Here is a 26,312-nt window from a genome sequence, read left to right as displayed (position 1 = left end):
TGATTTCCTGGCTTCTTATGCTAAAATAGAAACAATAACAGCCAGAAAGGAGGCGAGTCATGCTCGATCTCAAAAAATACCCGCATATTCAGCATACCGAATTAAAGGAAGCTTTCCCTGAGCTGCTTCGACTCTTATTGAAGGATAAAACCACGGGCGAAAATCTGAAATGGGGAACCAGCAGTCTCGTTTCAGGCGAAGGCAATTTATTTCAGCCCAGTGCGCCGATGCGGCCGGGAATGTTTACCGAGGCTTTTGAAGGCATTATTCAACCGCGCGCCTTGAAGAAACAGGCCGATCAACAATTCCGGACCCGCCAGCACGGTGAAGTCTTCACCCCAGCCTGGGTGGTGGATCGGCAAGTCCAAGCGGCCCTGGCTGATTTCAAGGCCTACCCCCTGGATGACTTCCTGCAGACGATCTGGCTCGAACTCACCTGCGGGGAAGGGCCCTATCTGACCACGCGCTACGATATGGCAACAGGAGACCTCCTGCCCTTGGGCGAACGGGTTGGCTTTGTCGATCGCAAATTCCAGCGTCTCAATCAGGAAAACTTTGGGAAGAATCAGTGGCTAAAACGGGCTCGTTGGATCCTTGAGAGCGCTTATGGCTACGAGTACCAGGGGGACTCCCTCCTCTTGGCAAGGGAGAATGTTTTATTAACTTATAACGATTTCTACCAGGCGTATTTTGACGAGGTGCCGACCCTTAGCAATCTGACCCGCATGGCGGACCTCATCGCCAGCCGCCTGATCCAAATGGATGGCCTCACTTATACGGTACCCTATGCCTTTGAGGACGTGGGCTTGCAGACGCAATTGAATCTCTTTGACCTAGAAACCGCTAGCACCGCAAGCCAGCCCCTGAAAGCCCGCATTCCCTGGCAGGGGGAGTGGGTGACCTTCCAAAGCTTGACAGAAAGGACGAACACCGCCATGAAATTTGATGTTGTTATTGGTAATCCCCCGTATCAGGAAGACAGACCCGGCACTCGTGCCAAGCCGATATACCCATACTTTATGGATAGTGCTTATCAAATCGCTGAAAAGAGTATCTTAATTACACCAGCACGATTTTTATTTAACGCTGGGGATACGAAAAAGGCTTGGAATAAAAAAATGTTGGAAGATCCACATCTTCAGGTTTTATTTTACGAATCCATTAGTTCTAAAGTGTTTCAAAACACCGATATCAAAGGTGGTGTAGCTATCACATATTATGATAAAAACCAATTATCTACACCTATAGAAGTATTCAGTCCTTATAAGGAAATGAGAGAAATACTTAAAAAATTGTCCAGCTACTTGGACAAAAATCTTAGCCAACATGCTTATACGGCTCAGGGTTATAAGTTAACAGACCAGTTTCATCAGGATTGGCCTATGGAATCAGAAGAATTACCTAATAAAACTTTAGTTACAACAAATATATTTGATAAATTTCCATATATATTTTTAGAGAACAAACCTAATGAGGGTCAATATATTAAAATTTTTGGCAGACTCTCTACAGGCGACCGTGTTTATCGATGGGTAAAAGAAAGTTATATTGATACTGTTAGTAATTTTAATAAATATAAGGTGTTTTTACCAAAATCAAATGGATCAGGCCAATTTGGAGAGCCGTTAAGTAGCCCAATAATAGCAGAACCAGGTCTCGGACATACACAGACATTTATGAGTCTGGGATCATTTGAAGTAGAAAATGAAGCTGAAGCCTGCTTAAAATATATTAAATCGAAATTTGCTAGAGCCATGCTGGGAATTTTAAAAATTACGCAACACAACCCCATGGCAACTTGGCGCTGTGTCCCTCTGCAAGACTTCACTTCCTCCTCCGATATCGACTGGACGAAGAGTGTGGCAGAGATTGACCAGCAACTTTACCAGAAATATGGCTTAAATGAAGAGGAAATTAACTTTATTGAAACGCATGTGAAGGAGATGGCCTAATGCAAATCCCACAGATTGACACCAAGCAGGCGATTGGGCCGAAAATTTATGCCTACGTGACGCCGGGAAATCAGGACACGGCGGGCTATATTAAGATTGGCTATACGGAGCAGGATACCGAGCAGCGGATTAAGCAACAGACGGCGACGGCGGCGGTGCAAACGAAGTTATTGTGGAGCCATGAGGCACGTTTTAATGGTGGGTCTTACTTTAAGGATCATGATTTTCACCAGTATTTGGAAGGCTTAGGGGTGAAGCGTCTGCCCGGCCGGGAGTGGTTTTACTTTGACGGCCAGCCCGAGCAGGCGGAGGCGTACTTCCAAGCCTTTGTCTTCCAAAAACTCCCCAACCAAGAGCCCCTGACTGGGCGCACCTACACCCTGCGCCAGGAACAGGAGGAAGCGGTTCAAAAAGCCTATAACTATTTCAAAGCCCACCCTCACGGAGAATTTCTCTGGAACGCCAAGCCGCGCTTTGGGAAGACTTTGTCGGCTTATGATTTAACGCGGCGCTTAAAGGCCGATAAGGTATTAATTGTCACCAACCGCCCGGCCATTGCGAATTCCTGGTATGACGATTACGATACTTTTATTCGCCAGCAGACGGATTACCTCTTCGTCAGTGATAGTCCGGCTCTGAAGGAACGGCGGCCTTTGAGTCGGAAGGCCTATACCCGACTGACCTTGAAGCATGGGGATTTACCTTTGATTGCTTTTGTGAGCTTGCAGGATCTTAAAGGCGGCCGTGCTTTTGGGGGCAGCTATGATAAATTGGACTGGCTGGCCCGTTTGGACTGGGACTTATTGATTATTGATGACGCGCATGAGGGGATCGATACGCAAAAAACGGATCGTGCCTTGGAAACTTTAAAGGCACGTTGGACCTTACACCTCTCGGGGACGCCCTTCAAGCAATTGGCCGCGGGGAAATTTCCACCTGAAGCTATTTATAACTGGACCTATACCGATGAGTGCCAGGCGCGGGCGGCGTGGTCAGCAGAGAGCTCGAATCCCTATGCCGACTTGCCCCAATTGTCCATGTATACCTACCAAATGTCACGCATGCTGGTGGATGAATTGGAACACGCGCGGACGGCGGAAGGCGATGATATCGATTATGCTTTCGATTTGAATGAATTCTTCCAAACCAATGAGCGGGGGAAGTTTGTTCATGAGGCAGCGGTTAGGAAATGGTTGGACACCTTGACTAGCAATGAAAAATATCCCTTCTCCACCCATCAGTTGCGCCAGGAATTGAAGCATACTTTTTGGTATTTGCACCGGGTGGCCAGTGCTAAGGCGCTCGCTGACTTGCTGGGGGAGCATCCCGTGTTTGAGCATTACCATGTCATTCTGGCAGTGGGGACTGGCCAGCAGGAGGCGGATGACGGGGAACGGAACCGCCAGCGCCTCGCCCAGGTGAGGGAGGCCATCCAGCAGTATGAGCGCACGATTACCTTGTCGGTGGGGCAATTGACGACGGGGGTGACGGTGCCGGAGTGGACGGGCGTTTTAATGTTGAATAATTTGCAGTCGCCCGCTGCTTACATGCAGGCCGCCTTCCGGGCACAGAATGCCTATGCCTGGGATGAGCAATTGCCCAATGGCCAGTGGCAACGTTTCAAGAAGAAAAATGCCTATATTTTTGACTTTGCTCCCGAGCGGACGCTCATGCTGGTGGATGACTTTGCTAATAATTTGAATTTGGCGACCAGCCAAGGCGGCGGCACGAGTGCGGAGCGCCAGGCCAACATTCAGGAATTGCTGAATTTCTTCCCCGTTATTGGCGAGGATGCCGAGGGGCGGATGCAAGCTCTGGACGCCAGCCAGGTGTTGACCATTCCAAAATTCCTGAAGGCCAGGGAAGTGGTGAACCGGGGCTTCATGAGCAATTTACTGTTCGCTAATATCAGTCATATTTTCCAAACCCCCAAGGAAGTGCTCAGTATTCTTAACAAATTGAAGAAGACACCGGAGGGCAAGGACCGTAGGCAGGAAGACCAGGTAGGGGCGGAGCCTTATGAAGACTTGCCCGTGGACTCTCGTGGGGAAGTGACCCCCGACCAGAAAATTGTCATCAACACGCAAGGGTATGCTTTTAAACCGAGTCAGCGGGCGATGACGACGACCCTCGACCAAGCCCTCCAAGATAATGAAGCCGAGCAGCAGGCAAGGGTGGTGGAGGACTCGACCTCCCCTTATGAGGTGGAAAAGCCCATTATTCCGGCGGTAGATCTTGCTCGCACCCTGCGGCAGACGGCCACAGAAGCGGGTACCTTCCAGCGTTTGGGTGAGCGCTATGGGCAAACAACTAAGAAGGCGGAGCAGAAAATGGCGGCGACCTTTGAGAAGCAAATGACGGCCAGCCTGGCTAAGCAAGATGAGGAAGAACGCATCGCCCGTGCTCGTCGTCAAGTTGAATACCGCGAGCACCTAAAGAAAGCCAGGGACGATAAGGAACGTGAGACCTTGACCGAGGCTTACGAGGCAGCGGAGAAGAAGGCTTTGACGGAGGCGATGGCGAAGGTGAAGGCCGAGGCCGAGCAGGCAGTCCAGCAAACGATCAGAGACCAAGCTGAAGCCTTGGAGCGTGAGAAGCTGGAGAAGGAAAAATTTGCGGCCGAGGAGGATGTGCGGGGGCTCTTGCGCGGTTTCTCGAGGACTTTGCCCAGCTTTATCATGGCTTATGGGGACCGGGCATTGACTTTGGCGAATTTCGAAGCCTATACCCCCGCTGCCGTCTTCCTCGAGGTCACGGGGATCACGATTAAGGAATTCCAACTGCTGCGGGACGGAGGCACGGTCGACGTCGAGGGCGAGAAACGGCAAATTCAGGGGGGCTTCTTCGATAAGCGCTCTTCAACCAGAGTGTGCAGGAATTTCTCGATAAGCGAGAAGCCCTGGCTGATTATTTTACTGACGACCAGCAGGAGGATATCTTCGACTACATTCCCATCCAGGAGACGAATCAGATCTTCACGCCGAAGTGGGTGGTGAAGCAGATGGTTGAGCAATTGGAAGTGGAAAACCCCGGTATTTATGACGATCTAGAGAAGACGTTTATTGACCTTTACATGAAGTCTGGCCTCTACATCACCGAAGTGGTCAAGCGCCTCTACAATAGTCCAGCCCACCAGAAAGCCTGGCCTGACCCGACCGCTCGCTTGCGGCATATTTTTGAGCGGCAGGTTTACGGCCTCGCCCCCACAGAAATTATCTACCGGATCGCCCGCCGCTTCATTTTTGGCGGCGTGCCCCAGGACATTTCCCGTGCACATTTTAAATGCTTTGACGCCTATCCAGCGGCGCGTGAAGGGCGACTGGAGGAGGCTTTGGCGGATATATTTAAGGACTAAGGAGAAAAGTCAGGCAGGGTCCTGGCTTTTTTCTTTTTCAAAAAAAGGCAGTGCTGGCGGCAATTTTCCCTTTTCTTTACCTCTTTTTTAGGTTAATTTTGTTAGGCTTTCACTTGTTAGCCCATACATGCCAAACATCGCCAGATAAACAATTATTGTTTGCAAAGCGATGCAATTTTTGCTTACTCATGCTATACTGATAGCAGCCGCTAGAATAGCAGGGAGAGGAGCGTGTGTATGCTTTTAGAGGTTGCTGGTGTGGGCAAGCGCTATGAAACGAGCAATTTTTACTTGGAGGATCTGAATTTTTCGGTGGAACCGGGCACAAGCCTTGGCCTCGTCGGTCAAAACGGTACCGGGAAGAGTACCATCCTGCAAATGCTCAATGGCACGGTGCCTTATGACCAAGGTGAAGTTCGCTACCATGGCAAAGCTTTGCATAAGATGTCGGCGCCAGAATTGCGGTCGATGCGGAAAAACATTGTCTATATTTTCCAAAAAGCGAATTTGCTGCCGAATAAAACGGTAGCCTATCACTTGGCCTTGGTGGATAAACTCGCCAAGCGACCCGTGAATCAGGAGCGGATTGAGGAAATTATGGCGTTTATGCATTTGACACGCCTTAAGAACAGTCGTTGTATTAGCCTTAGTGGTGGTGAACAGCAGAAAGTGGCGATTGCGATGGCCCTCTTGCAGGATGCTGAAGTTTTGCTCTGTGATGAGATCAGTTCAGCCCTGGATGCCCATAGTGAGCAGGAGATTATTCAACTGCTTAAAAAAATTAGGGAAGAGCGGCAGATGGCCATGGTGATGATTGCCCATAATTTAAGTCTGGTGAAGAACTTTTGCTCGGAGGTGCTCCTTATTCACGAGCACACCATCCAAGAGCGAGTCAAGCCCAAGCATTCTGCTGGTGTGGCCTTATCCAGGGACTACGTCCATGATGTGAAGGAGTTTTTGCTACATGCTGACTAGTTTACAAGAACATAGCGCACAAATTATGGTAGCCTTTTGGGAAACGAACTTCATGATGGCGTTGGCCATGGTCTTGTGCTTGATTTTTTCCTTGCCATTTGGGCTACTGCTCTATGCTTTGCGCGAGGACTTTCTCTTGCGTCAACGCGGTTTGTATCAGTTGCTAAGTATTTTACTGAATACAATCCGCAGCGTTCCATTTTTACTACTTATTTTCATTTTGATTCCGATTAGCCGCGCCTTGTTTACTACGGCTTTTGGTAACTTGGCAGCGACTTTGCCCTTGGCTTTAGTGGCGATTAGTATCTATTCCCGCTTCGTGGAGCAGGCTTGCTTGAACGTGCCGCGGCCGATTATCGACCGAGCCATTAGTATGGGTGCCACTCGCCTGCAGATTCTGCGTTACTTTATCTTGCCCTCGATTGGCCAGGACTTGATTTTGTCCTTGACCTCGGTCGCCATCAGTGTGTTGAGTTATTCCACCGTGATGGGCGTGATTGGGGCGGGGGGCCTTGGGGAATTTGCCTTTCGTTATGGCTATCAGGAATATGATTACCCTTTAATGTATGTGGTCATTATCATTTTCGTGATTTATGTCTACATCATTCAGTCGCTAGGTTATTTCCTAGCCCATCGTATTGCTACGGGAAGAAGGAGAGATTCACGTGAAAAAAATATTTAAAGCTTTAACGCTCATTATTGCAAGTTTGTTCCTCATGACGGCTTGCGAAGGTGGCAACTCTGGTGCCAAGGATGCTGAGTCAAAAGCACCCGCCACCGAAGAAAAGAAGGAAACTACTGAAGCCAGCAAAGAAGATAAAAAAGAGGACAAAGAAGCCGAAGAAGACGACAAGGACAAAGATGGCGACAAAAAAGACGGCGAATTAACACCCATCAAGGTTGCTTCTCATACTAGCCCTATGACGGATATCTTAGAAGCCATCAAGCCTGAATTGGAAAAAGACGGCTATGAATTGGAACTCGTGCCCGTTTCTGATAACGTCCAAGCCAACGTTGCTCTGAACGACAAGGAAGTGGACGCCAACTTCTTCCAACACAAGCTTTTCATGGAAATGTTTAACAAAGGGAACAATGGGACTTTAGTGGCCGTGCAACCTGTTTACAACGCCCTAGTTTCCTTCTATGGCAAAGACCTTGACAAGATTGAAGATATCCCAGAAGGTGGGACCGTCGCTATTCCCGAAGACCCAACAAACATGACCCGGGCCCTACGTCTCTTAGCAACGACCGACCTCATCACTTTGAAGGATCCTGATTCTTACGAAGTGACCGTTGACGACATTAAGGAAAATCCTAAGAACTTACAATTAAAGGAAATTGGCCTCTTGAACTTAAACGAAGCCTACAATGAATGTGACTTAATCTTTAATTACCCTGCTTACTCGGAAAAAATTGACTTGCTGCCTGAAAAGGACGGCTTAGTGCTGGAAAAAGACGGCGGGGATGAAACCTTCGCAATCTACCTTTGCGCTCGTGAAGACAATGAAAATGATGACAAAGTACAAGCGATGAAGAAAGCTCTAACCAGCGACACCGTGAAAGACTTTGTTGAGAAAAACTTGAAAGGTCATGCAAACTTGGCCTTCTAAGCTTACCCTCCCGGCCACCAGGTTTCCCACCTGGTGGTTTTTTATTTTTTATTTCTAGCTTGACAAGGAAGAGTTGGGGGACTATACTAGGGTCACTAGCTAGTTACTCAACTAATGAACCAAAGGGGTGAAAGGAGGGCGAATGAAAAATTTACCTTTATATTTGCAAATTGCGCGAGAAATTGAGGATCGGATTCTGGCGCAGGATCTGGAGGCCAACGAACGGGTGCCCTCCACCAATGAATTTGCCCAGGCCTTGAAGGTCAATCCGGCGACGGCGGGCAAGGGCTTGAAATTACTGGTGGACGCAGGAGTTTTGTACCAGAAGCGGGGCATGGGGACTTTTGTCTCCGAGGAGGGCTTAAAATTAGTCGTGGCCAAGCGCCGTGAAGATTTTCAGGAGGAAAGCCTGCCCCAGTTTATCCACCAGGCCCAGCAATTAGACTTAAGTGAGGACGATTTAATCAAAATGATTCGAGGTGCTTATGCTAGAACTTAATCATGTGACCAAGCGTTTTGGACAGAAAGAAATTTTATCAGATTTAAACTTGAATTTGCTGGACGCCGCCGGGGTTTATGGCTTACTTGGCCGCAACGGGGCGGGGAAAACGACTTTGATGAAGCTGATTAGTCAGCTGATTCCGACCTACCAAGGGGAAATTCGCTGGCAGGGACAGTCGGTCGCCAAAAATGCAGAGACGCTCACCCAAATTGCCTATGTCAACGGCTCGACCGATGCCAAGACGGGGTATTTCCGTCAGAAGATCAAGGTTTACTTAAACTGGTATGCCAGCCTCTACCCCAGTTTTTCCAGGGCACTGGCTGAGCAATTGCTCGCCCGTTTCCATCTTCTCCCCAAGGAACGTTTTGACCGCTTGTCAACGGGGAATAAAACCTTGGTGCAGAATATTTTAGGCCTGGCAGCGCGCACTGAAGTGCTGCTGCTAGATGAGCCGACAGCGGGCTTGGACTCGGTGAATCGCGAGCTCTTCTTCCAGATTTTGCTGGAGGACTTGAGCGCTCATCCGCGCTTGGTCATTTGTTCCACGCATTTAATTCAAGAGGTGGAGCCGATTTTGACCCATGTGCTCCTGCTGAAGGATCAGCAGATTGTGTTGGCTGAGCCTTTGGAGGACGTCCAAGCCAAAGCCTGGCGGGTACGTGGCGGCAGTGTACGTGGCAAACGGATTTTACGTCGGGAGCAATTTGCCGGCCAAGAGTCGGTCCTAGTTTACGATACGCTCACGGAGTCTGAGCAGGAAGCCTTGCAGGCAGCAGGCGCCAGCCTAGAGCATGTGGGTCTGCAAAGCCTATTTAATGCCATGGTTTTAGAAGCAGAAAAAGCTTAGGAGGTTATGATGATTCGAGCATTTAAATTAAGGGGCATCCAACTGCGCGAGACCGTGAAAAATACCTTATGGGCAACAGTGGGAATGGTCGTTCTCTCGTTCGTGCTTTCCCTCATTGTATCAGCTGTGGTTTCGGGCAATGGTGGGTCGTGGCAATGGACGATTAGCCAAAGTAGCTTACGCTCATTTTTAAATTTGGCGACCCCGCTCGCCTATGTCTTATGTGCCTTGACCATTGCCTGGGAAGCGACGGTCTATTTTGAGGCGGGCCTTCGCTTGAGTGTGATGCGGTCGTATTTTGCCAGTACGGGTTTAATCTTGCTAAATGGGGTGGGGCTTGTGTACGCCCTTTTGCAAACCGTTGGCAGAGTCAGTCAAAAAATTCCAGTAGAGAAGCCCTTACGACCAGCTTTGCTTCAGGCTTTGAATGTGGATAGCTTGCTGGTTTCCTTATGTTTCATTTTTTTGGCCACGATTATATTCTATGGCATTGCCCATATTGGTAAGAATTTTGTTTATCTTGTGGGTGCGGCTTTTTGTTTACTATTCCTTGTCATGTTAGCCTTTAGTGGCCCTGGGCTACTGGGGCAGGCCACGCTTTCCTTGCTGCCAGTCCTTCGTTTCCTAAAAACGCATTGGACAGTCTGCTTAGTTTTTAGCTGGCTTTTGCTGCAGGGGCTCTATGTCCTCCTCATCCAAAAGTTAAACCTGGCGGGCTAGGCCTGACCACCGGAGAAAACTACCTCTGGGCAGAGCCTATCATTGTCGTCCAGCTCAGCTCGGCAGGCTGGACTTCCACTTCACTCAATGGAGAACCTTGCTAAAGCAAGAACCTCCATTGAGTTCCAGTGCTTCCGCCTACTGTTCTGGTCTCCCTTCTTGTGTCAACTCAACGGGGCAAGCGGTGGATTCGTATCCTGGAGTTGCGCTCAGGCCTGTCGCTTTGCCTGCGTTACCTGAGGAGTAGATATTTTCTTTAAAAATATCTCTCCTCAGGTCAACTCGTCGGCGACGTTCGGCCTTCGCAGCCTTTAGTTGAACTCACCACCTGCCCCGTCGCTTGCGTTACTGCTTTGAATGAACCTGACTATCGTCAGAACCATTCTAAGCAGTCAACTCAGCGGGGACAAGCGGTGGATTCGTATCCTGGAGTTGAACTCACCACCAGTTCCTACGCCTGCGTTACTCTTGAGGACGAACCTGACTCCGTCAGAACCGTCCTCAAGAGTCAACTCGGCGGGAACTTTGGTGGCTTCGTATCCTGGTTTTCCAGTGATCCTGCCTGCTTTTCGAGCTTCGCTTTCTTTTTTAGTTGCGCTGTCAATCGCAAATGACTTTGTCCGAAAAATACGCAATTTTGCTTACACTTTTTTGGGTGAAAAAGCTAGCGCGCTTCGCTTGCTTTACACTCAGAAACGGAACGAACTCCACGGAAAGATCAATTCAATTTTTTTACCCAATTAAACCTGAGGTAGATTTTTTTTCACACTCAAGCGGGTCGTTCATTCCATTTCTGAGCGTTTTATACATTATTCTCTCAGAACGGTTTGTTTTTTACGAAAGAGATAATAATTTTGAATGCGCCAAGGATGAGTGAGGGGTGGAATATAAGGTTTTCGCTGTTTCCTTTCAGGAACTTGATCCAGCTCCTTGGAGTAGCGTTCATGTGGTGGGATAGCCTCTAATCGATATAATTGATTCGCATGATTAGCGAATAATTCTTGTTGGTAAGTTTCAATAATTTGAACTCGAGTGCGATGGGGAAGATAGGCCTGTTGGCCGTTTTGATCAAGTAAGCGATACGTTTTATTTTTGTATTTAATGGCGTGACCGTGATCGATGACTCGCTCATTAAAAATAGCTAGAATATAATCGAGATTTTGACTAGAATCTAGATCTACGCACGCGTTTATGCTATCCTTAATGGACAATGCGAACTGATGATTATACGTTGGAAGGTATGCCATTAGGAAAGCATTGGCTTGTTCAACGCACGTAATATTTTCCAGGCGCATTTCGTTAATTAATCGATCTTGGAAGGTATTAAACAGACGTTCAATACGGCCTTTGGCTTGAGGAATACTGGTCGTATCCAGCGCAATGCCCAGCGTTTGACAAGCATAACCATATTGAGTCAGGACTCCACCGTCAAGATTGGGGTCTTGGCTTTTTTTATAAGCGAAGATCGTTCGATTATCGGTTAAAATGCGGACGGGAATGCCATATTGTTGAATAAATTGTTCCGTGACTTGATAGTAGCCTCGTAAGGTTTCTTGTCGATCGAAATAAGCCCCCACAACTTGACCTGTGGCATCATCAATAGCCGCATGAAGGTGATATTTCTGATCACCAAACCAGCGGTGTTCGGAAGCATCCATTTGGAAAAGCTCGCCAAAATATTTTTTTCGTTCACGGGTGGGATGAGCACGTTCGGCTGGAATAAGAGGAAAAGAATTGCAGGTATCTTCTGCACGGGAAGACGTTGATAAGGGCGTCTTTTTTTTGTTTTTCGCGTTCTTTTTGAACTTGACGCTTCACTTTTCGGCTGGTTCTGGGTGTCATGATGAGATGGTCGCGAAATAGTGTCCGTAAGGTTGTGTAAGAGACCCCAATCCCTTCAAAGGCGAGTAACTTTTCACGAAAATGCGTCAGATTAAACCCCTCATATTTAGTTTGATAGAGTTCGATGATACGTTCTTTCACTGATGCGGCAATGGTTGTCGTCGGTTGTCGACCTGCATTGCCATGGCGGAAACCTCGGCGACCTTGGGTCTGATAACGACACACCAGCCGCTGAACTTGTCTCGCGCTGAGGTTTAATTTGGCACAAGCTCGAGCTTTTGAAATACGGTCATTCACTAGATCTTTAATCACGTCGTAGCGATACTGTTCATTCACGGTTAAATACTCCTTCATATCTTGATCCTCCATAAACTAATAATTATTATTTTACCAGTTTATGGACATTTTCATTTGTTAATTAAGTAGACAATATCATTTGTGAATGACACGAGCTTCGCTTTCTTTTTTAGTTGCGCTTGCTTTCTTGTTTTGCTTATAATAAGGGAGAAGAGTTATCTAGTTTTGGAGGAGGAATGATTTTGAAATTTCCATTGGCGCGCACGAATCGGGAGATCCGTGAGCATGCAGCCTTTGTGCAAGATGGGAACAGCTGGTATATGGTGGGGGCGTATCTGCTATATTTCGCTATTTCGGCAGTTATTGGCTCCCTCGTTGGGTTTAGTATTAACTATTTTACAGGTAACAACTCCCAAACAACGATGACCATTGTGACCGTTGTGAGTATGTTGCTTGGCTTTATTATTCAAACCGAAATCGGCTTGTTTGGATTGAGCTGGTCCTTTTTAGAGATGGTAGACCGGGAAGATTATGCGATTCGTACTATCTTTAAGCCGTTTGGGCGTCGGCCTTTCCGTAATTTGTTCGTTCAAATCGTTTATAGCTTGCTGATGTTCATTGTCAATTTTGTTTGGCAGTTCATTTTTGGCGTTGTTGTGGTGGTAGGCCTCATGTTTATGACCCAGATATCCTTGAATATGAACAGCTCGAGTGCGGAAATTGCCTTGGAAGCAAGGAAAGCTATGGCGGGCTTCGCAGCGAATCAAGCCGGCTTAATCCTATTGGCTGTTTTAGGCTTAATTGTTCTGTTCGGCCTGTTGGTGGTCATCCGTCTTTACTATAAGTATGCGCTTATTTACTATTTGCCCTATGATAGTCGCGAGCTATCAACTTTGGATATTTTAGGGGTCAGTGGCATGCTGATGCGCGGGAATAAATTTAAGTTATTCCGCCTGCAATTTTTCTACATGGTGCTCCCTATTTTATTCTTGATTTTTGGGACGGGCTTACTGGTCTTTGCCTATATGTGGTTTAACTTGGCGTGGATGGTGATTGCCTTGGCGGTGATTTTGTGGGTTCTTTACCTCGTGATTGCTGTCATTTTTACCCTCCGCCTGCAAACGGCGCAAGCTGTTTTCTATCGGAGCCTGATTGACCAATATAAGGTAGAAATTGGAGAAGAATATCCTGAATTTGCTAGCGGGGCGAGTCGGCCTGTTGCCCCTGAACCTGATGAATACAAGCACCGCCCAGTTCTGCCGCATGAAGATTTGCGGGCAGAAGACTGGGAAAAAGAGGGTGATGACACGCAAGCTGCTAACCAAGCTGTTCCTGGTGGGGCTGCTGCGGTCTTTAACCAAGCCGATACCGAAGAAGATCTTGGCGAAACGAAGACTTTTAATGTGGATGATTTGAAACGCGCAGCGGGGCGTGATTTAGACGAGCCGATGCGGGCAAACCAGGATGAAGACGTGGGGCATTTCCATGGCACGGGGATGTATGAGGATAAAACGGCAAAAACAGATAAGGAGCCGACTCAGCCCACTTTAGAAGATCAAGATGAACATGTCGGACACTTCCATGGAGACGCCATGTATGATGATCAGGAAAAAACCAAAACCACAGAAACTCCTAAGCAACCCAATCTCGAAGATCCTAAGGAAGAAGCAGGGCATTTCTACGGCAAGGCCATGTATGATGAAAATGCCAAGGAAAATCCGGATGAAGATCCTGTTTTCTTCGATGATGACGATGATTAATAGTCGATGATAGACAAAGAAAGGGGCTGGGAAATAAGTCGCCCTAAATAATAAAAAATGCATTGAAGTTATCCATATTTGGATTCCTTCAGTGCATTTTTTACTTTTAGAGAAATGATTACGAAGAGCTTCTGCTCTTCGCCGAGCTTTAAGGGCTAATTTCGTTAAATTCATGCTCATCAGCATCATTCCGATATCATTATACACGCTTTGTTTGCCTCTCACATGTGTTCTGCGCATACCAAAGACACCTTTCATCCGTCCGAAAACGGTCTCTATGTCAATTTTACGTTGCGCATAGATTTCTTTTCCAGGTGTGCTTTCTAAATTCTCTTTTGCTTGGTGCTTAAAATATTCCCAATTAAGATTGACCGCCGTCTGGCGCTGACGTCCTGTCGGAGTTTTCGCAAGCTCATTTAAACGCTCATCCATTTGTTCAGTATCGGCTTGATAGACTTTAAACTGTCTTTGGAAACCTTTTTTATCTTTTCGCGTACGATAATATGAAAAACTAAAATGAACGCCATCTAAATCCGTATAGGAATCTTCAGCCGCATGATAGTGCCAGTTCTCACGATGCTTGGATTGGTTTCGATATTTTTTACTTTGTTCTTTATGATACATTCCGTAAGGAATCAAAGGGACTTTCTCAAAGTCATCGATAATCGCCATATAATTCTCTTCACTCCCATAACCCGCATCCGCAACAATATATTGGAACAGATCAAGCGTTGGGATTGTTTTTAAAAACGGAATGAGGGTGCGCGTATCGGTAGGGTTCGGGAAAATATCAAAGTCAATAATATATTGATGACTTGAAGCAACTTGGAGATTATAGCCAGGCTTTAACTCCCGATTTTTCATGGGATCTTCTTTCATACACATAAAGGTGGCATCGGGGTCCGTTTTTGAAAAACTGTTTCTGCCATTAAATCGTGCGTTTGCTTCCTCGTATTTCTGTTTTCGGGGTAAGAAATCCTTCATACATCGATTCCGGTGCTTTTTAAGCGTGCGACGACGTCGCTTGTGTCGAGAACCTCCTTTAGGAATGGTCGTCTCATTTTCAATTTTGCTTTCAACCTCTTCGATTGCTTCATCAAGACACGCAATAATTTTTTCAATCCCATCAGAAGTCGTTAATTCTTCTTCGGTCAAGGCGATATCGACATTCGTTTGAATAAGTTCCTCATATAAACTCGAAACATTTTCATTGAGCTTCGCTTCATAGCGTTCAATCGCTCTTCGCCAAGTAAAACTATAGATGTTCGCATCCGCTTGAATTTTTGTCCCATCGATAAATAAAGCCTCTGGGTGGATTAAACCATTGTCCCTCAGCAGCATGGTGAAAAGGATAAAAGCATACTTGATCAAGTTCGAGGCATGTTCGCTTGAACGAAAGTTATTGATTGTCTTGTAGCAAACTGGGGTATCGCCCGTTAGCCATTTCATCGGAATAGATTCTTCATTCATTCGTTCAATTTTTCGACCTGAAAACGTTGATCGACTATAGGCAAATAAACACATCTTTAATAGCATTGCTGGATGAAAAGCAGGACGTCCCGTATGAGAAGTGTCTTCCAGAATAATTTCCGTAGGAATCGAGTCGACAAATCGGCTGATCAGCCGAGCTTCATGGTCCTCAGGAATCGTAAAATCTAATTTTAGTGTTAAAGCTGTTTCCATTGTGGTATAATTTTGATACAAAGCGAGTTCCTCCTTCGGTTTGCTTACCTTTTATTATAAGGCTTGGAACTCGCTTTGTCTTTATAAAATATCAAAACGCATCAATTTATTTTCGAAATAAATTGATGCGTTTTTTATATTCTGAGACTGAGTTTTTTCCCAGCCCCTTTTTTGCATATGGATTTTTTATTAACCAAGTCAAGGCTAAGTTTCCTTGACAAGGTAAGTAATCAGTGGCTTCGTATCCTTTAGTTGCGCTCAGGGCTGTTGCTTCCTCTAGTCCAGGTCACGCCTGAGGGAGGGTTGCGTTACGTCAAAGCGAAGAACCTGCCCTAAGGCAGAACCTTCTCTTTGTCCGTCAACTCACCACTCCCTCTCTTCGGCGTTCCCTTCCTGTAGTTGCGCTCACCACGGCCCCGACACCTGCGTTACTTTTAGGAGGAACCTGGCTAAGGCCAGAACCCTCCTAAAAAGTCAACTCGGTTGGGGCTATCGTGGTTCGCAGCCTTTAGTCCAGGTCACGCCTGAGGGTAGTCCAGTTCACATCGCATGGGGGTCTGCGTTATGACAAATAGAAGAACCTACCTTTCAGGTAGAACCTTCTATTTGACCATCAACTCAACCACCCATTTTTGCGATGTTCACTTTCTTATGCTTGCGTTACGTCAAAGCGAAGAACCTGCCCTAAGGCAGAACCTTCTCTTTGTCCGTCAACTCACCACTCCCTCTCTTCGGCGTTCCCTTCCTATTTTTAGTGTAACCAGGCTAGAGAGCCCATGGGATCCCAGGGTTTTAAGGCGATAGGGTCTTGGTCGTGTTTTTCGGCCCATTCGCTGGTGAGGTATTTCTTAGGGACACAGATTTCATAAGTGAATTCGTCGAACCATTCGTCGCTCATGCTGAAAATCCCTTCGTCACCCAATTTCTTGCCCCAGCTGTTTTCGACCTTCCATTTCTTGGGCTGGCCGTCTTCATCGAGGTCAACGCCCACTAGCACCATGGCGTGGGTTAAGAGGCTGGCGCTGTAGTCAAGACGTTCAGCCTTATCGAGTTTGAAACCTTCGCCAAGGGTTGCTTCATATTGATAGAGATCCTTATCCATAATCCCGTAGTTCCTGTCGCTGAGCTTACCAACGTCACAGCCGAACCAAACAGGGTCGCCAGCTTTGATGGATTGAATCGCAGCTTCCTTAAGCACTTCGATGGGGGCGTTCAAGTATTTAATTGGTTTAGCTTCTTGGACAGTACCCAGGTATTCTACTGTGAAGGTTTTGCCGTAAGGCTTATCTTCGGTTGGTGCATTGATGACACTCACCATATCGTCTAAGTCTAAGCCGCCGTACTCCTTGAGGAAGTCTTGTGGCGTGATATCAGCCACCCGGTGGAAGTTATCCTCCTCATCGCGGTATTGGTAGGTGAAGGTGGTTGGCACTTCGCCTAAGGCTTTCGTTAAGACGCTATAAATGAAGTATAATTGCTTGTCGCGCAGGGCTTCTAAGTCTTCCTTGCTTTGGCCGTCAGCATGGGCTTTGCGAATGGCGTAGGCAAATTCACGCAATTTTTGATTTAAGATCACGTTGAGCATTGCCGTGTTAGAAGAATGGAACGTTTCAGGCATGATGCGTTTTGGTACGGCTCCGTATTTTTCTAAAAGCCCGACAAACATATCCCATTGGCCACCGTCTTCTTGTGGGGTTTGGAGTAAGTGCCAAACCAGGCGAGATTCGAGCGGCTCTTCTACGGTATCAATAATACTATTAAGGAAGAAATTCGCCTTTTCAAGTTTATCGAAGAAGAGGGCGTAGGTTTGGGAGAACTCGAAAGTCTTAATATCGAGTTTCTTCATCACGTTCACACGAGCGACGTTTAAGGCTGAGAACATCCAGCAGCGGCCACTGGCTTTTTGATCGGTAATCTTCCCACGTTTCGTTTCTTCCGAGAAGACATAATCATGGCGGCGACGGACATCCGGATTGATGCTGGCGGCTTGAATACCTGTATTTCGAATGGCTCCTTCCACCGCCTGGTTCTTGGGATCCTTGTGGTACTCGTCGTGATATTGCTTCAGTAATGTGTCATCGATCATCTATTGGTCGACTCCTTTCTTTATATATCTTAATAAATAAAGTGTAGCAAAAGTTTTTCTGATACGCAATACAAAGGCTTCCAATAATATTTAGGTTAGCCTAAATAAAAATATACTAAACTTCAGCGCAAAAAGCAAGGATAAGTAAAAAAGAAATTGGTAAGAATGGCTGCTAATTGTGGGGCTTTTTCAGGATGACCAGCCGCTTTATTTTTCTTTTAAAATTATTTTTTATCATTTTAGAAGTTTGCTAGCAGGGGGAAATAGCCAAATAATAGGAGGAAACAGCCTTGCTGACGAGCTTTCATTCAGAAAGCGCCTTATAGAACATAAATGAGAATAAATAAAAATATAATGAGCAATAAAAACGATTTATCTCACTAAATTATTTCTTTACTGAAAACGGTACCAGTGGTATAGTGGTGACAAGGAGGCGTGTTCACATAATTTTCTCACGCCAAGATATAATTAAATTGGAGGTGGCAGGTTAGGTTAGGGTATGATAAACTATAATTGTTGTATGTTACTTAAGTTTTAATAGGTAATGCCTAAACAAAGAAGTGGAGGAAAGTTTATGGCACTGAAAAGTAAGTTGAGTCGTTTGGGCTTGCTTGCTTTAACAACGGTTGTCACTTTAGCTGCTTGTGGGAAAGGTAGCGATGGAGGAAGTGGCAGCGATGGAAAGCAAACAGCTGGCAAGGATAGCAGTGGGGAGGAGACCGAATTACTGCGGGAATATAAAGCCACCTACGTTGGTGACCCGACCTCACTAGACTATACCTTCTCACAACGAGACATTAACTTTGGCCGAGCGGTCAACTTCATCGATGGTTTGTATGAAACGGATAATCTTGGGCAATATGTCCCAGCCGTGGCTGAATCTCATGAAGTGAGCGACGATGGATTAACCTACACCTATCACCTGAAGAAGGGGATCATGTGGTCCGACGTTGATGGGAACGAAGTAGCGGAAGTGAAAGCCCAAGACTTCGTGACGGGCTTGAAGCATGCGGTGGAAGTTGAATCGGAAATGCTGCCAATCGTTCGCTACAGTATTGAAGGCTTAGACGACTATATTTCTGGTAAGACCGATGATTTTGAAAAGGTCGGCGTGAAAGCTGTCGATGACTATACGGTCGAATACAAACTCGCTCGTCCGGAACCTTACTGGAACTCGAAGACCTCTTACGGGATTTTGTATCCGATTAACGAGGAATTCCTTAACTCGAAAGGGGACGAATTCGGGCAATTATCGCCAGATTCCATTCTCTACAATGGTCCCTTCCGTTTATCAAACTTAACAGCGAAATCATCCATTGAATATGTGAAGAATGATAACTACTGGGATGCCGACAATGTCTTCCTCGACACGGTACAATTCACCTATAATGATGAATCAGACCTCGAATCCTTCTTCCGGATGTTCCAAGATGGCAGTATTACGCAGTTTGCCGTTTTACCTAACTTACCTATCTATGACGAAGTGAAGAAGACTTATGGAGATAACATCCTGGTAGGGCCAACCAAGCCGGGAACATTCATGATTCACTTCAACTATAACCGTCGGAGCTTTAATGCGACGAAGAAGGAAAATGACAAGCAAAAAGAAGATGCTCATAAGGCTATTATGAACAAGAAATTCCGTCAAGCATTCAAATACGGCTTCGACCGCGTTTCTTACATGTCCCAGTTACAAGGGGAAGAATATGCGGCACCGAAAGTTCGGAACTCCTTCGTGCCTAATGACTTCGTTCACGTTGGTGACAAACTCTTCGGCGAAGCTGAAGAAGACGAATTGAAGGCCATTGATCCTGATTTATACAAGGATATCGATATGTCCGATGGGCAAGATGCCTTCTACAATCCTGACAAGGCCAAGGAACTCTTCGCAGAAGCGAAGAAAGAATTGGAAAAAGAAGGGGTCGACTTCCCTATTCGTATCGACTTACCGATCATGGAACAAACAGAAGTTTCCGTGAACTACGGGAAATCCTTGAAGAAGACGGTGGAAGAATCCTTGGGTGCTGACAATATCCAAATCGATATTAACTTGCTGGCCCAAGACCCTTACTTGAACGCCACCTTCAATGCCACCACTGCTGATGCTGTGGACTATGATATTTCCATTGAAAATGGCTGGTTCCCAGACTACCTTGACCCATCGACTTACCTAGATATCTACAACCCTGTTGACGGGACGAACATGATCGTCGCTGGGCTTGATGGCGAGAACAGTGAAAAGGCTGATGAATCGAAGGAAATGCGTGAAGAACTAGGCCTTTACGACTACAAGAAACTCCTCGATGATGCCCAGTCTGTGATTGATGACAACGATGAACGCTTTGCTAAATATGCGAAGGCGGAAGCTTGGTTGATTGACAATACCTTCATCATCCCAATGTGGGCTGACGGGGCACGTCCATTCATCCAAAAAGCAGTTCCTTACACTGGCCCTTATGCCTTTGCAGGTCCAACAGCTTCTCGGATGAAGTATCTCAAACTTCAAAAAGACCCAGTCACTACCGAACAATATGAAAAATTGAAGGCTGAATGGGAAGAAGCTGTCAAAGCTGCAGGTGGCGATGAAGAGGAGCCGAAGAAAGACAGCAAAAAGGAAGACGATAAAAAGGACGCTGACAAGGACAAAGACGCTGAAAAAGATGACAAAGATAAAGAAGATGAAGAGAAGTAGTCTTCACCAGATGATTGAGGGGAAGTTGGCAGCTTGCCAACTTTTCCCTTATTTAAATTAAGTTGGAGGTAAAATACAATGAAGAAATATGTTTTCTTCAGGATCTTGCGGTCCCTTTTCAGTATTTTCCTGGTTACTACGCTCACCTATCTGGTGATTTTTACGCTAGTACCGAGAGATGCGATCTTCAAAGACGACCCGTCTTATAATAAATTAAGATCAAATCCTGAGGAGCTGACCGAATATAAAAACACTGCCTTTCATCGGATGGGTTACATCGATTATGTATCCCCCCGGGAGTTAATTCACCAAGTCAGTGAAAAGCATCCTGATTTCAAAGGTGGGCAAGAAGGCAACGATAAAGCCGAAGCCGAAGAATGGGCTAAGGAAAATGGCTATAAATTGGACGCCCTGCCAGAATCTGGCAACCTGTATGCGACCAAAGATATTGCTATTTTAACGCGTGTCTTCAATTTCTATAAAAATATGATTCAAATTGACCATCCGGGTGCCGTCAAGGATCCGAATAATCCCGATTTGGAACGGGGCTATTCCTTCGAAAACGATCCCTATGCGGGCTGGGCTTTGGTTGGTTCGGGGACGAAGTACAAATACCAAATTTACTTCAATTCGCATTTCCCCTTCATTCATCAAAATATGATCAAACTGAACCTCGGGATCTCCTATCCAACCTTTGCAGGACGGCCAGTGACCCAAGTTTTATTTGGTGGCCAAGGACAACCGATGACTCGGGAAGTCACCTTGCCTGACGGTTCAACACGTCGCACATCCTTAGATGTCTATACACGCCAATACAAACCATCTGATAAGATTTCTTCACAAGAAAAAGCGATGTTCTCGGACAACTATGCTGGTGCTGAGAACGTGTATAAGGATCCCTCGATGGCAGGCATCTCCTTTAGAATGGGGATTGTTGCTGTCTTTATTGCCTATGCGATCGCCATTCCGGCGGCTGCTGCTATGGCCCTCTATAAGGGTGGCTGGGTAGACCGCTTCGGGACTTTCATTGTGACGATTCTTATTTCTGTACCGTCCGTTGCCTTTGTTTTCTTCTTCAGATTCTTAGGTAACAAATTCTTCAATCTACCCGATTTGTTCCCAACGCATGGTGCAGGTGATATCCGCTCTTATATCTCACCAACCATTATTCTTGGTTTGCTGAGTGTATCGGGCTTAATTATTTGGATGCGCCGCTATATGATTGACCAACAGAACTCTGACTATGTTAAGTTTGCGCGAGCAAAAGGGCTCTCGGAGGGGGAAATTCAAGTTCACCACATTTTACGGAATGCGATCATTCCTCTGGTTAACGGGATTCCTGGTTCAATCATCTTCACCATTGCGGGGGCAACGATTACAGAAACAATTTTCGCGGCACCTGGGATGGGTAAAATGCTACCGGATGCGATTTTGGCCCATAATAACCCGATTGTTACGGGTTTGGTCTTGATCTTTACCATCCTAGCGGTATTAGCTTTACTCCTCGGGGACATTGCCATGACCTTGGTTGACCCACGGATTACGCTTAATGTGAGAGGAGATGAATAAGATGGAAACAACACCCAAAGAAACTGACCGCAAAGATCTGTTTACCTTTGTCGGTGTGGATAATCAGGCGGCAGAACATATTGATGCCCCCAGGTATTCCTACTGGCGTAGTGTGTTTCGGACTTTCTTCTCCAGTAAAGTGGCGATCTTTTTCCTTATCGTTTTACTGGTTCTCCTGCTCATGAGTTTTATCCAACCCATGTTTAGTGGCTATGACTTCATGAACGTCGAGAATATTAACGACTTCTCGACCCGTTACAATCCACCGTCTGCGGAATTTTGGTTCGGGACAGATGCTAACGGCATGTCGCTTTTTGACGCCGTGTGGGCGGGGGCGCGTACCTCGATCTCCATTTCTGTTTTGACCACTTTGATTTGTACAGTGATTGGGACGATTGTGGGCGCCTTCTGGGGCACATCGCAAAAATTTGACCGTTTCATGCTGGAAATCTACAACGTGTTTATTAACGTACCCCAGCTTTTAATCATTATCGTTTTGTCTTATACCTTGGGAAGTGGTTTTTGGAACTTGCTCTTTGCAATGTCCTTAACCTCCTGGCTTAACATGGCCTACTTCATCCGGGTACAAGTCATGGTCATGCGGGACCGGGAATACAACATGGCCTCCCGCACCTTGGGGACACCGCCTTTCCGTTTGATTACGCGAAACATTCTCCCCTACTTGACCTCAATTATTGTTACTTCTGTCTCCCGAGACTTGCCAGGCTTTATCGGTTATGAAACTTTCCTTTCCTACTTAGGGGTTGGTTTAAGTGCCGACGTGCCTTCATTGGGGACGATTATTAAGAAGTACTCGACGAACATTTCAACGCAGCCTTACTTGTTCTGGATTCCGGTCACGATTCTGGCGTTGATTTCCATTTCCTTATACTTGGTTGGCCAGGCGCTCGCTGATGCCACCGACCCACGGAACCACATTTAGGGGGTGATTTCATGAGTAAAGAATTACTAACCGTCAAAGATTTGAAAATTGGCTTCACGGTTCGCGGTAAGGAATTAACTGCGATTCGGGGGGTGGATCTTGAATTATATGAACATGAAATCCTCGCTATTGTGGGGGAATCAGGTTCAGGTAAATCTGTTTTAACCAAATCCTTTACGGGGATGCTTGATAAGAATGGCCGGATTATTTCCGGAACGATTGATTATGATGGCCATCGCTTGAGTGATTTAAAAACGAATAAAGAATGGTTGAAATATCGAGGGAGAGAATTCTCTACCATTTTCCAAGACCCGATGACGAGTTTGAACCCGGTGCGGACGATTGGCTCGCAAATTTCTGAAGTCATTATCAAGCATCAAGGCAAATCGAAAAAAGAAGCGCGCACCATGGCTATTGATATTATGGACAAAGTTGGTATTCCCAATGCGGCTGATCGCTACGAAGAATATCCCTTTGAATACTCTGGGGGGATGCGCCAGCGGATCGTTATTGCGATCGCCTTAGCTTGCCAGCCACGGGTATTGATCTGTGACGAGCCGACGACAGCTTTGGACGTGACCATTCAAGCCCAAATTCTCCGCCTGCTGAAATCTTTGCAGAAGGAATTTGGCTTTACGATTATCTTTATTACGCACGACTTGGGCGTGGTGGCTGAAATTGCGGACCGGGTAGCGGTCATGTATGCCGGCCAAATTGTCGAGAAGGGGACGGTTGAGGACATTTACTACGATCCTCGCCACCCATATACCTGGGCCCTTTTGTCCTCCTTAACGCAATTGTCCGAGTCCAAAGAAGACATGTACTTTATTCCTGGTGCCCCGCCTTCCCTCTATACCACGATCAAAGGGGATGCCTTTGCACCGCGGAGTCGCTATGCCATGAAGATCGATTTTGAGAAGGAGCCACCGGTATACTCGGTGAGCGATACGCATACGGCAAAAACCTGGCTTTTGGATCCGCAAGCGCCGGAAGTGGAAAAACCGGACATTATCAAAGATCTGCATGAGAAAATTCTAGCACATACCCGCTATGACTTTGCCCAACAGCAAGGAGGAGAAACCAATGAATAAAAAAGATAGAGATGTGATCTTATCTTTAAAAGACGTGGAAATTTCCTTCGGCGAGGGCAAAAATCGCTTTGTCGCAGTGCATGATGCCAACTTTGATATCTACCGGGGAGAAACTTTCTCCCTGGTTGGCGAATCAGGTTCGGGGAAAACCACGATCGGTCGGGCGATTAACCGGATCAATAAAACCAGTAAGGGTGATATTTTCTTCAATGGAGAAAAAATTAATGGCCCAATTCCTAAGGAAAGACAACAGAATGTTATCAAAAACATTCAAATGATTTTCCAAGACCCTTCTGCGTCCTTAAACGAACGGGCGACGGTGGAATATGTGGTTTCGGAAGGTCTCTACAACTTTAAACTGTTTGACTCGCATGAGGAACGCTTAGAACGCGTGGAAAATATTCTTACCGAAGTAGGCCTCTTGCCTGAACATTTATACCGCTATCCCCACGAGTTCTCTGGTGGGCAACGGCAACGGATTGGCATTGCCCGGGCCTTGATTATGGAACCTGAGCTCGTCATTGCTGACGAACCCATCTCCGCCTTGGACGTTTCTGTCCGGGCGCAAGTGCTGAACCTGATGCACAAGTTCCAGCGTGAGAAGAACTTAACCTTCCTCTTCATCGCCCACGACTTGTCCGTGGTTCGCTTCGTATCGGACCGGATTGCGGTTATTAAGAATGGTCGTATTTTGGAAGTTGCGGAAACGGAAGAACTCTTCCGCAACCCCGTGCACCCTTATACGCAATCCCTCTTATCCGCCGTTCCTGTTCCCGACCCTGTCTTGTCCAGAGACCGTAAACTGATTGTTTATAATCCTAATATGCATGATTATTCCGTCGACAAGCCTAGCATGCGGGAAATTCTACCAGAACATTACGTTTATGCGAATGATCCTGAATTTGAAAAATACCAAAAAGAATTATCCAAGTAAATGTGCTTTGCTTTTTGAGATTCTGCCTTGTGCAGGATCTCTTTTTTACTTTTGCCTGGGAAGCTTTAAAATTTCCATTCTTTCCCTTCATTTTATGGTAAAGTAGAAGCTGATGTTTGTTATTTTGAGTGGTGTGTCCAGGCCTTGGGACTGGTAGGAACCCTCGAATTTTTTATTTTCAGAAAGGAAGAAGGTGCCGAAATGTTAGCGATGATGAAAAATTCACGTGTGAAGGCGATTTTGGGAGTCACTTTGGGGACTGCCATTATGGTGGTTGGCTTGTATTTTTTTGTGATTCCCGCGCATATTATGGGGGGAGGCGCAGGGGGGTTGGCGCTAATTTTAGAAGCTTTTTTACCGATTCCCTATTCCGTTGTTTACTTAGCCGTCAATACCTTGCTCTTAGTGGTCGGCTTACTGACCTTAGGGCGCTCCTTTAGTGGCTTAACGCTATATTGTATTGTGCTTTCATCGATTGGCTTTTGGCTTTGTGAGCAATTTTTCCCCCTTTCGGCGCCTTTGTCTGAAGATATGATTGTGAATTGCATGGTGGGAACGCTCATTTCCGCCACCGGCATCGGGATTACCTATAACGCTGGTGGTTCTAGCGGCGGAACCGATATTATTGCGCGTATCATGAGTACTTATACGAAGATGGAGTTTAGCTCGGCCTTGCTTTTGGTCGATGGTCTTGTCCTCCTCGGCGCTTTTGGGGCTTTTGGCATGTACCGCGGCCTCTATGCTTTCCTCAATATTATTATTAACGCCACCGTCATTAAATGGACCGTCATGGGTGGGGAAGAGCTGTTTGAGGTGACCATTATTTCTGATTATTATGAGGAAATTAATCAGTTTATTTTCAAGCATTTGGACCATTCCTCGACCATGATTCCGGCCCGTGGCTCTTATACGCAAAAGGATCGCTGGCTCGTCCTCACGGTTATCGACGGCCAAGAACTCCTTGCCCTCAAACATTTTGTGCAGGAACTTGATGATAAGGCCTTCATGTATGTCAACGCCGTCTCCGAAGTCTCTGGCCTCGGCTTCACCTACAAATCCTCCATCTCCCGCGCCCCTGATGAGTACGAATACGATCCCATGCATCCAGACGAAGAAAGTGAGTCGCCGGGAACTGAGAACCTGAATTAATCTAGAATAAAAGAAGTGCAAGCGAAAAAGCTGCTCTAAGCTCTGAAGAATAGATGACGAATCGCTTACTTCACTCACGTCTTAAATACCATTTTTACCCAATTCTCCTGTTTTTTAACGGGAGAATTTTTATTCATATATCGAAATACGCAAAAAATAAAAAAGCGCCGGACTGGGGCGCTTTTTGAGGTTATGTGAAGGCTGGTTGGCTAGGACCAGAGGTAAGATTCTATTCCTTCAACAAACGGGAGTGTTTGGCAGGTCATCAGAAGTTATTAGAAATAGGTTTCATCACCAGGGAGATT

At 46.3% G+C, this 26,312-nt stretch carries 17 protein-coding genes and 2 pseudogenes; 16 read left to right on the top strand and 3 right to left on the bottom strand.

Features of this window, described 5'->3' with window-relative positions; all coding sequences use genetic code 11:
• Nucleotides 1-59: 59 nt before the first annotated feature.
• The 9 genes from WF803_RS03685 (at nt 60) to WF803_RS03645 (ending at nt 9,961) form a co-directional block, all read left to right on the top strand.
• Entirely contained in the window at nt 60-1,952 is a 1,893-nt protein-coding gene (locus WF803_RS03685; RefSeq protein ID WP_489611768.1) for an Eco57I restriction-modification methylase domain-containing protein, read from the top strand.
• Nucleotides 1,952-4,948, top strand: a complete 2,997-nt coding sequence (locus tag WF803_RS03680; protein WP_489611767.1) for a DEAD/DEAH box helicase family protein — start codon at nt 1,952-1,954, stop codon at nt 4,946-4,948. Before WF803_RS03685 ends, WF803_RS03680 begins: the two co-directional genes overlap by 1 nt.
• A complete protein-coding gene (locus WF803_RS03675; protein ID WP_489611766.1) occupies nt 4,945-5,307 on the top strand; it encodes a hypothetical protein in 363 nt (120 codons plus the stop codon). The genes WF803_RS03680 and WF803_RS03675 overlap by 4 nt, the downstream gene beginning before the upstream one ends.
• Before the next feature lie 237 nt (nt 5,308-5,544).
• Complete coding sequence (locus WF803_RS03670; protein WP_489611765.1) at nt 5,545-6,282, top strand: ATP-binding cassette domain-containing protein; 738 nt, start codon at nt 5,545-5,547, stop codon at nt 6,280-6,282.
• Entirely contained in the window at nt 6,272-6,964 is a 693-nt protein-coding gene (locus tag WF803_RS03665; RefSeq protein WP_489611764.1) for a methionine ABC transporter permease, read from the top strand. Before WF803_RS03670 ends, WF803_RS03665 begins: the two co-directional genes overlap by 11 nt.
• Nucleotides 6,948-7,892, top strand: coding sequence for a MetQ/NlpA family ABC transporter substrate-binding protein (locus WF803_RS03660; RefSeq protein ID WP_489611763.1), 945 nt, complete (start codon nt 6,948-6,950; stop codon nt 7,890-7,892). Before WF803_RS03665 ends, WF803_RS03660 begins: the two co-directional genes overlap by 17 nt.
• Nucleotides 7,893-8,034: 142 nt before the next feature.
• Complete coding sequence (locus WF803_RS03655; protein WP_489611762.1) at nt 8,035-8,391, top strand: GntR family transcriptional regulator; 357 nt, start codon at nt 8,035-8,037, stop codon at nt 8,389-8,391.
• Nucleotides 8,378-9,241, top strand: a complete 864-nt coding sequence (locus WF803_RS03650) for an ATP-binding cassette domain-containing protein (RefSeq protein WP_489611761.1) — start codon at nt 8,378-8,380, stop codon at nt 9,239-9,241. The genes WF803_RS03655 and WF803_RS03650 overlap by 14 nt, the downstream gene beginning before the upstream one ends.
• A gap of 9 nt (nt 9,242-9,250) precedes the next feature.
• Nucleotides 9,251-9,961 (top strand): hypothetical protein, encoded by a 711-nt coding sequence (locus WF803_RS03645; RefSeq protein WP_489611760.1) that lies wholly within the window; start codon nt 9,251-9,253, stop codon nt 9,959-9,961.
• Nucleotides 9,962-10,770: 809 nt separating this feature from the next.
• Here WF803_RS03645 and WF803_RS03640 read toward each other — a convergent pair.
• Nucleotides 10,771-12,157 (bottom strand): annotated as a pseudogene (locus WF803_RS03640) (ISNCY family transposase).
• A 185-nt stretch (nt 12,158-12,342) separates the two neighbouring features.
• Between WF803_RS03640 and WF803_RS03635 the strand changes: the two are divergent.
• Nucleotides 12,343-13,860: a DUF975 family protein gene (locus WF803_RS03635; protein ID WP_489611759.1), complete on the top strand. Its 1,518-nt coding sequence runs from the start codon at nt 12,343-12,345 to the stop codon at nt 13,858-13,860.
• A 21-nt stretch (nt 13,861-13,881) separates the two neighbouring features.
• Here WF803_RS03635 and WF803_RS03630 read toward each other — a convergent pair.
• A pseudogene (locus tag WF803_RS03630) lies at nt 13,882-15,564 on the bottom strand (IS1182 family transposase); the annotation flags it as partial.
• 730 nt (nt 15,565-16,294) lie between these two features.
• Nucleotides 16,295-17,629, bottom strand: coding sequence for a C1 family peptidase (locus WF803_RS03625; RefSeq protein WP_489611758.1), 1,335 nt, complete (start codon nt 17,627-17,629; stop codon nt 16,295-16,297).
• A 574-nt stretch (nt 17,630-18,203) separates the two neighbouring features.
• Between WF803_RS03625 and WF803_RS03620 the strand changes: the two genes are divergently transcribed.
• The 6 genes from WF803_RS03620 to WF803_RS03595 all read left to right on the top strand — a co-directional run bounded on the left by WF803_RS03620 (nt 18,204) and on the right by WF803_RS03595 (nt 26,007).
• Complete coding sequence (locus WF803_RS03620; protein ID WP_489611757.1) at nt 18,204-20,321, top strand: peptide ABC transporter substrate-binding protein; 2,118 nt, start codon at nt 18,204-18,206, stop codon at nt 20,319-20,321.
• A 78-nt stretch (nt 20,322-20,399) separates the two neighbouring features.
• Nucleotides 20,400-21,890: an ABC transporter permease gene (locus tag WF803_RS03615; RefSeq protein ID WP_489611756.1), complete on the top strand. Its 1,491-nt coding sequence runs from the start codon at nt 20,400-20,402 to the stop codon at nt 21,888-21,890.
• Between the two features lies 1 nt (nt 21,891).
• Nucleotides 21,892-22,833 (top strand): oligopeptide ABC transporter permease OppC, encoded by a 942-nt coding sequence (gene oppC / locus WF803_RS03610; RefSeq protein WP_489611755.1) that lies wholly within the window; start codon nt 21,892-21,894, stop codon nt 22,831-22,833.
• Between the two features lie 11 nt (nt 22,834-22,844).
• A complete protein-coding gene (locus WF803_RS03605; RefSeq protein ID WP_489611754.1) occupies nt 22,845-23,924 on the top strand; it encodes an ABC transporter ATP-binding protein in 1,080 nt (359 codons plus the stop codon).
• On the top strand, nt 23,917-24,858 hold the full coding sequence (locus tag WF803_RS03600) for an ATP-binding cassette domain-containing protein (RefSeq protein WP_489611753.1): 942 nt from the start codon (nt 23,917-23,919) through the stop codon (nt 24,856-24,858). Before WF803_RS03605 ends, WF803_RS03600 begins: the two co-directional genes overlap by 8 nt.
• Nucleotides 24,859-25,059: 201 nt before the next feature.
• A complete protein-coding gene (locus WF803_RS03595; protein WP_489611752.1) occupies nt 25,060-26,007 on the top strand; it encodes a YitT family protein in 948 nt (315 codons plus the stop codon).
• The last annotated feature ends 305 nt before the right edge of the window (nt 26,008-26,312 follow it).

It is taken from the genome of Aerococcus sp. BD502 (genome assembly GCF_057919555.1).
The sequence above is the reverse complement of the archived record's forward strand: the minus strand, read 5'-3'. Positions and strand labels throughout refer to the sequence as shown.